This is a genomic window from Clostridioides sp. ZZV15-6598 (assembly GCF_020657705.1).
Classification (GTDB): domain Bacteria; phylum Bacillota; class Clostridia; order Peptostreptococcales; family Peptostreptococcaceae; genus Clostridioides; species Clostridioides difficile_F.
On sequence record NZ_JAGWCS010000129.1, the window covers coordinates 1 to 10689 of the forward strand.

At 29.5% G+C, this 10689-nt stretch carries 11 protein-coding genes; all 11 read left to right on the plus strand.

Annotated elements, in window-relative coordinates; all coding sequences use genetic code 11:
- Nucleotides 1-62 precede the first annotated feature (62 nt).
- The 11 genes from KGF50_RS17620 (at nt 63) to KGF50_RS17670 (ending at nt 10657) form a co-directional block, all read left to right on the plus strand.
- Nucleotides 63-698, plus strand: a complete 636-nt coding sequence (locus KGF50_RS17620) for an ABC-2 transporter permease (protein WP_255655053.1) — start codon at nt 63-65, stop codon at nt 696-698.
- A 35-nt stretch (nt 699-733) separates the two neighbouring features.
- Nucleotides 734-1276: a hypothetical protein gene (locus tag KGF50_RS17625; protein WP_227849273.1), complete on the plus strand. Its 543-nt coding sequence runs from the start codon at nt 734-736 to the stop codon at nt 1274-1276.
- A gap of 85 nt (nt 1277-1361) precedes the next feature.
- Nucleotides 1362-1829, plus strand: a complete 468-nt coding sequence (locus tag KGF50_RS17630; protein ID WP_227849274.1) for a YbaK/EbsC family protein — start codon at nt 1362-1364, stop codon at nt 1827-1829.
- 695 nt (nt 1830-2524) lie between these two features.
- Nucleotides 2525-3661, plus strand: coding sequence for an acyl-CoA dehydrogenase (locus KGF50_RS17635; RefSeq protein ID WP_227849275.1), 1137 nt, complete (start codon nt 2525-2527; stop codon nt 3659-3661).
- 56 nt (nt 3662-3717) lie between these two features.
- Entirely contained in the window at nt 3718-4500 is a 783-nt protein-coding gene (locus KGF50_RS17640) for an electron transfer flavoprotein subunit beta/FixA family protein (RefSeq protein WP_227849276.1), read from the plus strand.
- Between the two features lie 17 nt (nt 4501-4517).
- Nucleotides 4518-5528: an electron transfer flavoprotein subunit alpha/FixB family protein gene (locus KGF50_RS17645; RefSeq protein WP_227849277.1), complete on the plus strand. Its 1011-nt coding sequence runs from the start codon at nt 4518-4520 to the stop codon at nt 5526-5528.
- 18 nt (nt 5529-5546) lie between these two features.
- A complete protein-coding gene (locus tag KGF50_RS17650) occupies nt 5547-6344 on the plus strand; it encodes an enoyl-CoA hydratase-related protein (protein WP_227849278.1) in 798 nt (265 codons plus the stop codon).
- A gap of 100 nt (nt 6345-6444) precedes the next feature.
- On the plus strand, nt 6445-7290 hold the full coding sequence (locus KGF50_RS17655) for a 3-hydroxybutyryl-CoA dehydrogenase (RefSeq protein ID WP_227482163.1): 846 nt from the start codon (nt 6445-6447) through the stop codon (nt 7288-7290).
- A 91-nt stretch (nt 7291-7381) separates the two neighbouring features.
- A complete protein-coding gene (locus tag KGF50_RS17660; RefSeq protein WP_227849279.1) occupies nt 7382-8557 on the plus strand; it encodes an acetyl-CoA C-acetyltransferase in 1176 nt (391 codons plus the stop codon).
- 178 nt (nt 8558-8735) lie between these two features.
- The gene (locus KGF50_RS17665) at nt 8736-9638 is read left to right on the plus strand and encodes an RluA family pseudouridine synthase (protein WP_227849280.1); all 903 of its coding nucleotides are present in this window, start codon (nt 8736-8738) and stop codon (nt 9636-9638) included.
- Between the two features lie 14 nt (nt 9639-9652).
- Nucleotides 9653-10657 carry a nucleoid-associated protein gene (locus KGF50_RS17670; RefSeq protein ID WP_227849281.1) on the plus strand — a complete coding sequence of 335 codons (1005 nt, stop codon included), beginning with the start codon at nt 9653-9655 and terminating at the stop codon, nt 10655-10657.
- The last annotated feature ends 32 nt before the right edge of the window (nt 10658-10689 follow it).

Consider the following 10689-nt stretch of genomic DNA (forward strand, 5'->3'; position numbering starts at 1 on the left):
TGGTTTTGTCTGAGTGTCTTCAGTGCGGTATCTTTGGTTTGAGATAGTGTTGATTGTATTGTTTGTTTTGTTTTTTGTTGTTTTTTGTTTTTTATTTTTTCCTGAATTCAATTTCGTATTATACAGTAAGTGTTGTCATAGGTTATTTAATTTTTGTGAATACATTTGAATGTGATTATGAAAGTGATTCGAGAATATTTATAAGAAGTATGCCAGTTAGTATCGAGGATATAGTGTATTCAAAGTATTTATTGGGTGTGGGATTAATAATTTTTATAACAACAATTGCATCTTTAATAAGTAAATTGACATCATTAGTGTTTTTTAGAGGCATGGTTTTAAATGACGTATTCTTTTCTATAAATATATTTTTAGCAATTTTATCAATAGTACTTCCTTTATTTTTTAAATTTGGATATGGAAAAATGAAAATTTGTGGATTAATAATAAGTATTTTAATTTATTTTGTATATGGGAGTCTTTTAAGAATGGTTAGTATGATAGTATATCAAGTAAAGCATGTTAATTATAGTAAGGTAGGAGGCGTATACCTTTCAAATTATATTACTGATATGACTAATACTAGATATATAAATCTATACAGTGTGACATTTTTGACTATAATAATTTTTATAATATCTATGTATTTTTCTATTAAGATTTCAAAAAAGAATAAGTTTAATTATAAAAGTTTTTAATTAATATTATAGCGTAAAATATAAGGAGATTAGAAATGAATAAGTTTATAAAAGTTTCAATTTTTATTTTGGGAGTTTTTACACTATTCATAGCTATAAATAAATTAGCATATAGAGATATGGTAAGTGTCAAAGATTATGAAATAAATCATTTAGAGGAAATTGTTTTTGATTTTGATAGCAGAAGAAGTGAAGAAATTGGTACTGTTATAAGATTTAAAATAAGTAATAATAGTAAATACAGTTATAGGTTAAACAGTGCAAAAATGAGATTTGAGAATTGTATAGAGAGTAAAAAAGGAGAGGATAAATGCTCTTATTATGTAAATATAGATTTATTTAATGAAAAAAATTCTATAACTGAAAAAACCTTAAACTATGGGATAAAGTCGAATAATCAAGGTTATGTCGATTTTGTGATTCCAAAGGGGTTAAACTTTGATTATAGGTATTTTAATGACTCTGGTATGAGTGTAGAATATAAGGGTGAATTTACTGTGGAAATGCCTATCGCAAAAGGTTTATATCTAGTAGTTGGAAAAAATAATGATGTATGGAATTCTAATGTTATGGAGTAATTTGAAAAAATTGAAAAATAAAGTTATTACATATATAATTAAAATAGTATGAAATTTATAAATATTCAGATTTGGAGGGTGTTCAATGTCAATAAGCAATGTAAGAGAGTATTTTAAAGAATTTGGAAGGGAAGATAGCATACTAGAGTTTGAACAATCTAGTGCTACTGTAGAACTTGCGGCAGAAGCGGCAGGAGTTATTCCAGCTAGAATCGCGAAGACTCTTTCATTTAAAATAGGAGAGGATGCAATTTTAATTGTTACAGCTGGAGATGCTAAGATTGATAATAAAAAATACAAGGATGAGTTTAGTTGTAAAGCTAAAATGTTAGCACCAGAAGAAGTTCTAGATTTTACTGGACATGCTATTGGTGGTGTTTGTCCATTTGGTTTAAAAAATTCTTTAAAAGTATATCTAGATGATTCAATGAAGAGATTTGATACAGTATTTCCTGCATGTGGGAGCAGTAATTCAGCAATAGAACTTACATGTGATGAGATGGAGAAATTTTCTAAGTGTGAGAAATGGGTAGATGTTTGTAAAAATTGGTAAAAAATATAGTTGAAATTAGTAAAAAAATATCCCTGTATACAATTTGTATAGGGATATTTTTATGTGGAAAATATTTATAAATCTAAGAGAAAAATCTAATTTAAACTAATAATCCAAAATAAAGTTAAAAAATTCTGATTTTTCTTCAAAATAATAAAAAAATGACAAAAAAATGGAAAAAATGTAGTAAATATTGTTAAAAAAATAATTAGAAATTATTGAAAAATTATCCTTTGAGTGATACTATTATAGATGTAAGATATTTAAAAAATAAAAATAATCACAAAAAAATATGATTATTTAGCTCTATTAAAATAATTTTGATACGATAGAAAAAATTTATATATGGGTTGAAATACTAATATACATAACATTTACTATTGATATACCCTAGAATGAGTATCGTAAACAAATTATTTTATCTATAACCATTGTGAGAGAAGTCTTATTCTAGCTTGAAATTTCACAAAATTCCAAAAAGCGAGATTTTTTTTAAGTGCAGTTGACTTTAAATTAACAATTTATAATTAAATTAATGTCATAATCGGTTAATGTAATTACATATAAATATAGGGCGGACTTTAATTAAGGTTATAAATTTCTCGACGTATACTCAAATACTTTATTATAGATGTTGCCGAGATTTTAATTAATAAATGAAAATAAAATATTTATAAAATACTGAGGAGGCTATTATGGATTTAAATTCTAAAAAATATCAGATGCTTAAAGAGTTATATGTAAGCTTCGCTGAAAATGAAGTTAAACCTTTAGCAACAGAACTTGATGAAGAAGAAAGATTTCCTTATGAAACAGTGGAAAAAATGGCAAAAGCAGGAATGATGGGTATACCATATCCAAAAGAATATGGTGGAGAAGGTGGAGACACTGTAGGTTATATAATGGCAGTTGAAGAATTGTCTAGAGTTTGTGGTACTACAGGAGTTATATTATCAGCTCATACATCTCTTGGTTCATGGCCTATATATCAATATGGTAATGAAGAACAAAAACAAAAATTCTTAAGACCATTAGCAAATGGGGAAAAATTAGGAGCATTTGGTCTTACTGAACCTAATGCTGGTACAGATGCGTCTGGACAACAAACAACTGCTGTTTTAGATGGAGATGAATACATACTTAATGGCTCAAAAATATTTATAACAAATGCAATAGCTGGTGATATATACGTAGTAATGGCAATGACTGATAAGTCTAAAGGTAATAGAGGAATTTCAGCATTTATAGTTGAAAAAGGAACTCCTGGATTTAGCTTTGGTGTTAAAGAAAAGAAAATGGGTATAAGAGGTTCAGCTACTAGTGAATTAATATTTGAAGATTGTAGAATACCTAAAGAAAATTTACTTGGAAAAGAAGGTCAAGGATTTAAGATAGCAATGTCTACTCTTGATGGTGGTAGAATTGGTATCGCAGCACAAGCTTTAGGTTTAGCACAAGGTGCTCTTGATGAAACAGTTAAATATGTAAAAGAAAGAGTACAATTTGGTAGACCACTATCAAGATTCCAAAATACACAATTCCAATTAGCTGATATGGAAGTTAGAATACAAGCGGCTAGACATCTTGTATATCAAGCAGCTATAAATAAAGACTTAGGAAAACCTTATGGAGTAGAAGCAGCAATGGCAAAATTATTTGCAGCAGAAACAGCTATGGAAGTTACTACAAAAGCTGTACAACTTCATGGTGGATATGGATACACTCGTGATTATCCAGTAGAAAGAATGATGAGAGATGCTAAGATAACTGAAATATATGAAGGAACTAGTGAAGTTCAAAGAATGGTTATTTCAGGAAAATTATTAAAATAGAGATATTAAAATATACACAATAGGTCGATATTAAAATAGATATGGAGGAAGGATTTATGAAGATAGTCGTTTGTATAAAACAAGTTCCAGATACAACAGAAGTTAAACTAGATCCTAATACAGGTACTTTAATTAGAGATGGAGTACCAAGTATAATAAACCCTGATGATAAAGCAGGTTTAGAAGAAGCTATAAGATTAAAAGAAGAAATGGGAGCTCATGTAACTGTAATAACAATGGGACCTCCTCAAGCAGATATGGCTTTAAAAGAAGCTTTAGCAATGGGTGCAGATAGAGGAATATTATTAACAGACAGAGCATTTGCAGGTGCTGATACTTGGGCAACTTCATCAGCATTAGCAGGAGCATTAAAAAATATAGATTTTGATATTATAATAGCTGGAAGACAGGCTATAGATGGTGATACTGCACAAGTTGGACCTCAAATAGCTGAACATTTAAAACTTCCATCAATAACATATGCTGAAGAAATAAAAACTGAAGGCGAATATGTGTTAGTAAAAAGACAATTTGAAGATTGTTGTCATGACTTAAAAGTTAAAATGCCATGCCTTATAACAACTCTTAAAGATATGAACACACCAAGATACATGAAGGTTGGAAGAATATATGATTCTTTTGAAAATGATGTAGTAGAAACTTGGACTGTAAAAGATATAGAAGTTGACCCTTCTAACTTAGGTCTAAAAGGTTCTCCAACTAGCGTATTTAAATCATTTACGAAATCAGTTAAACCAGCTGGTACAATATACAATGAAGATGCAAAAGATTCAGCTGGAATTATTATAGATAAATTAAAAGAAAAATATATCATATAATTAAGGGGGGATAAAGAATGGGTAACGTTTTAGTAGTAATAGAACAAAGAGAAAATGTAATTCAAACTGTTTCTTTAGAATTATTAGGAAAGGCAACAGAAATAGCCAAAGATTATGATACAAAAGTTTCTGCATTACTTTTAGGTAGTAAGGTAGAAGATTTAATAGATACATTAGCACATTATGGAGCTGATGAAGTAATAGTAGTAGATGATGAAGCTTTAGCAGTGTATACAACTGAACCATATACAAAAGCTGCATATGAAGCAATAAAAGCAGCTGACCCAATAGTTGTATTATTTGGTGCAACTTCAATAGGTAGAGATTTAGCACCTAGAGTATCTGCTAGAGTACATACAGGACTTACTGCTGACTGTACAGGACTTGCAGTAGCTGAAGATACAAAATTATTATTAATGACAAGACCTGCTTTTGGTGGAAATATAATGGCAACAATAGTTTGTAAAGATTTCAGACCTCAAATGTCTACAGTTAGACCAGGAGTTATGAAGAAAAATGAAGTTGATGAAACTAAAGAAGCTGTAATTAATCGTTTTAAAGTAGAATTTACTGAAGCTGATAAATTAGTTCAAGTTGTAGAAATAATAAAAGAAGCTAAAAAACAAGTTAAAATAGAAGATGCTAAAATATTAGTTTCTGCTGGACGTGGAATGGGCGGAAAAGAAAATTTAGACATCCTTTATGAATTAGCTGAAATTATAGGTGGAGAAGTTTCTGGTTCTCGTGCAACTATAGATGCAGGATGGTTAGATAAGGCAAGACAAGTTGGTCAAACTGGTAAAACTGTAAGACCAGACCTTTATATAGCATGTGGTATATCTGGAGCAATACAACATATAGCTGGTATGGAAGATGCTGAGTTTATAGTTGCTATAAACAAAAACCCAGAAGCTCCAATATTCAAATATGCTGATGTTGGTATAGTTGGAGATGTTCACAAAGTACTTCCAGAACTTATAAGTCAATTAAGTGTTGCAAAAGAAAAAGGTGAAGTTTTAGCTAACTAATTTCTTGGGGAGGGTATTATGAGTACAAGCGATGTTAAAGTTTATGAGAATGTAGCTGTTGAAGTAAATGAAAATATATGTACAGTGAAAATGAATAGACCTAAAGCCCTTAATGCAATAAATTCAAAAACTTTAGAAGAACTTTATGAAGTGTTTGTAGATATTAACAATGATGAAACTATCGATGTAGTAATATTGACAGGGGAAGGAAAGGCATTTGTAGCTGGAGCAGATATTGCATATATGAAAGATTTAGATGCTGTAGCTGCTAAAGACTTTAGTCTTTTAGGAGCTAAAGCTTTTAGAGAAATAGAAGATAGTAAAAAAGTAATAATAGCTGCTGTAAATGGATTTGCTTTAGGTGGAGGATGCGAACTTGCAATGGCATGTGATATAAGAATTGCATCTGCTAAAGCTAAATTTGGTCAACCAGAAGTAACTCTTGGAATAACTCCAGGTTATGGCGGAACTCAAAGACTTACAAGACTGGTTGGACTGGCAAAATCAAAAGAATTAATCTTTACAGGTCAAGTTATAAAAGCTGATGAAGCTGAAAAAATAGGGCTAGTAAATAGAGTTGTTGAACCAGAAGCTTTAATGGAAGAAGTTGAAAAACTAGCTAAAACAATAGCTAAGAATGCTCAACTTGCAGTTAGATACTCTAAAGAAGCTATACAACTTGGTGCTCAAACTGATATAGATACTGGAATAGATATAGAATCTAATTTCTTTGGACTTTGTTTTTCAACTAAAGACCAAAAAGAAGGAATGTCAGCTTTTGTTGAAAAAAGAGAAGCTAACTTTATAAAAGGGTAAACAAATCTAATTAAAAATATATTTGCTGTTAACTAGATTGAATAAATACTTTAATCTAGTTAACAGAATATAAATACTAAAATAACAGGAGGTTATAACTATGAAATTAGCTGTAATAGGTAGTGGAACTATGGGAAGTGGTATTGTACAAACTTTTGCAAGTTGTGGTCATGATGTATGTTTAAAGAGTAGAACTCAAGGTGCTATAGATAAATGTTTAGGCTTATTAGATAAAAATTTAACTAAATTAGTTACTAAAGGAAAAATGGATGAAGCTACAAAAGCAGAAATATTAAGTCATGTTAGTTCAACTACTAACTATGAAGATTTAAAAGATATGGACTTAATAATAGAAGCATCTGTAGAAGATATGAACATAAAGAAAGATGTTTTTAAATTATTAGATGAGTTATGTAAAGACGATACTATTTTAGCAACAAATACTTCATCATTATCTATAACAGAAATAGCTTCTTCTACTAATAGAGCAGATAAAGTTATAGGAATGCATTTCTTCAATCCAGTTCCTATGATGAAATTAGTTGAAGTTATAAGCGGCCAATTAACATCAAAAGTTACTTTTGATACAGTATTTGAATTATCTAAGAGTATCAATAAAGTACCAGTAGATGTATCTGAATCTCCTGGATTTGTAGTAAATAGAATACTTATACCTATGATAAATGAAGCTGTTGGTATATATGCAGATGGTGTTGCAAGCAAAGAAGAAATAGATGAAGCTATGAAATTAGGTGCAAACCATCCAATGGGACCTTTAGCATTAGGTGATTTAATAGGATTAGATGTTGTTTTAGCTATAATGAACGTTTTATATACTGAATTTGGAGATACTAAATATAGACCTCATCCACTTTTAGCTAAAATGGTTAGAGCTAATCAATTAGGAAGAAAAACTAAAATAGGATTCTATGATTATAATAAATAAGAACTTAAATCTAAAAAATTTAATTGATATTGTCTAAAAAAAAACAATCTCAAAAATCTGATAAAAATCTAATTTAATGGGGGTAATGAATATGAGAGAAGTAGTAATTGCCAGTGCAGCTAGAACAGCAGTAGGAAGTTTTGGAGGAGCATTTAAATCAGTTTCAGCAGTAGAGCTAGGGATAACAGCAGCTAAAGAAGCTATAAAAAGAGCTAATATAACTCCAGATATGATAGATGAATCACTTTTAGGAGGAGTACTTACAGCAGGTCTTGGTCAAAATGTAGCAAGACAAATAGCATTAGGTGCAGGAATACCAGTAGAAAAACCAGCTATGACTATAAATATAGTTTGTGGTTCTGGATTAAGATCTGTTTCAATGGCATCTCAACTTATAGCATTAGGGGACGCTGATATAATGCTAGTTGGTGGAGCTGAAAACATGAGTATGTCTCCTTATTTAGTACCAAGTGCTAGATATGGTGCAAGAATGGGTGATACTGCTTTTGTTGATTCAATGATAAAAGATGGATTATCAGATATATTTAATAACTATCACATGGGTATAACTGCTGAAAATATAGCAGAACAATGGAATATAACTAGAGAAGAACAAGATGCATTAGCTCTTGCAAGTCAAAATAAAGCTGAAAAAGCTCAAGCTGAAGGAAAATTTGACGAAGAAATAGTTCCAGTGGTTATAAAAGGAAGAAAAGGTGACACTGTAGTAGACAAAGATGAATATATTAAGGCTGGTACTACAATGGAAAAACTTGCTAAATTAAGACCTGCATTCAAAAAAGATGGAACAGTTACTGCTGGTAATGCATCAGGAATCAATGATGGTGCTGCTATGTTAGTAGTAATGGCTAAAGAAAAAGCTGAAGAATTAGGAATAGAACCTCTTGCAACTATAGTTTCTTATGGAACAGCTGGTGTTGACCCTACAATAATGGGATATGGACCAGTTCCAGCAACTAAAAAAGCTTTAGCAGCTGCTAATATGACTATTGAAGATATAGATTTAGTTGAAGCTAATGAAGCATTTGCTGCTCAATCTGTAGCAGTAGTAAAAGATTTAAACATAGATATGGCTAAAGTTAATGTTAATGGTGGAGCAATAGCTATAGGACATCCAATAGGATGCTCAGGAGCAAGAATACTTACTACACTTTTATATGAAATGAAGAGAAGAGATGCTAAAACTGGTTTAGCTACACTTTGTATAGGTGGTGGAATGGGAACTACTTTAATAGTTAAAAGATAGTTTTAGATTATAATTTTTAAAAATTAAACATTTAACCATGAATTTAACCTGTAAGAGTAACTATTTGTTATTCTTACAGGTTTTTATGGTTAAAAAATAATTATTATCTATTAAACAAAAATAGTGTAAAATATATAATATCATTGTTTTGAAGATATAAAAGAAAGTAGGTAAAAGTTTGTTTAAAAAAGAAAATCAAAAATATAATCTTATATCATATACAAATGAAGAGGAAATGACTCTAAAAGAAGTTTTGTTGGACAAGCTAAATTTTTCAGTTAGGTCATTATCAAGGATGAAAAGAGAAAAAAGTGTATTAGTAAATGGTGTATATAAAAAACCAAGCTTAAAAGTGTCTCGTGGTGATTTAATAGAGGTAAAAATAGACGAAGAAAAAGCAAATTTTAAGCCACAAGATTTAAATTTACAAATAGTACATGATGATTTTGATATAATTATGGTAAATAAGCCACCATTTATGGTAGTTCATCCAACTAAAAGTCACTATGATAATACAATAGCAAATGGTATTAGTTATTATATAGAGAAACATAAAGAAAATGTAAAAATACGATTTGTGAATAGACTTGATATGAACACTTCAGGACTTGTTATAATAGCAAAAAATGCTTATGCACATCATACTCTGTCTACAGCAATGAGTGAAAATAAAGTTGAAAAAACCTATATAACAGTAGTGAATGGGATTATAGAGGAAGATGAGGGAACTATAAATGAACCAATTTATAGACCTGAAGAGGATTCAATAAAGAGAGTAATAGATGAAAGAGGACAAGCATCTGTTACCCATTATAAAGTAGTAGAAAGATTAAATGATGCAACAGTACTAGAAGTAAAGTTAGAAACTGGTAGAACACATCAAATAAGGGTGCATATGGCTCATATAGGGCATGGAATAATAGGTGATGAGTTATATGGCTATATAGATGAAAATCTTATAAATAGGCAAGCTCTTCATGCATATAGCTTAGAGTTTGAGCAACCAAGAACAAAAGAAATTTTAAAATTTAAAACAGATATACCAAAGGATATGCAAGAGTTAATGTCGAAATTAAGATAGATGGGGTGATATATATGATAATACATAAATTTATAATACATGTTTTGGATAAAAATAGTGATGTTCCAATATTAAATGATTTTGAAGGGAAAGTTAATCAAGAAGTAGATGGATTTTTTCAAAAAGCAATAAAGAGAATTTCAAAGGATGAAGATTTAAGAAAAGGGATTTTTAAAGATTATAATGACAATCTAATCAAAAATTGTTGTGAACAAATAATATATGATGAAAGTTCATTTTTAAAAAATTCTAAAGAAATAGCATCTTATCTGTTTGATGTCATGAAGATTAATGCGGTATTAGAATCTTGTGATTTGGCAATTTGCTTGTATACTGTAAAAGATGAGAAGAGTGTTGCTATATTGAAATTAGATTATAAAAAACTGTATACTCATTCAATTGAGTTTGTAGATGATAAATTTAATATTCAAATGGTATCAAATGAAATTGGAATTCCAGAGACTATAAGACAAAAGCAAGGGGCTTTAATTGGATTAAGTGGAATGAATGATGAGTTTCATCTAAGACTCTTAGACAAAGATGCAGAAAAAGAGGGTTCAGAATCAAAGTTTGTAACAGAATTTTTGAATGCTAAAAAAATAGATGATGATAAGTATAAGACAAAAGTATTTAAAAATACAGCTGAAAATTGGATAACTAATGCTCTTAGTAATGATATAAAGCAAGCAGAAGATGTAAGAAGTATATTAAATTATACATTAAAAGAAAAACATGAAGTTGATATAAATGATTTTGTTGATAATTCAATTAAGGATGAAGAATTAAAAGGTAGTTTTAAAGAGCACATGGAAGAAAAAGGTCTTGATGAAGGTTTTAGCATAGATAAAAAATGGGTTGAGAAAAAGCTCAAAAAGAGAAGTATAAAAACTGATAATGGTTTTGATATAAAAGGTAACCTAACTGATTTTGAAGACCCAATGAAATATACTGTAAAGCAAAATCAAGATGGGACTATAGATATAGTAATAAAGAATGTAACATTTTATGAAGAAAAGTAATCTTAATTTGAGTAATTTATATAATTAGATAT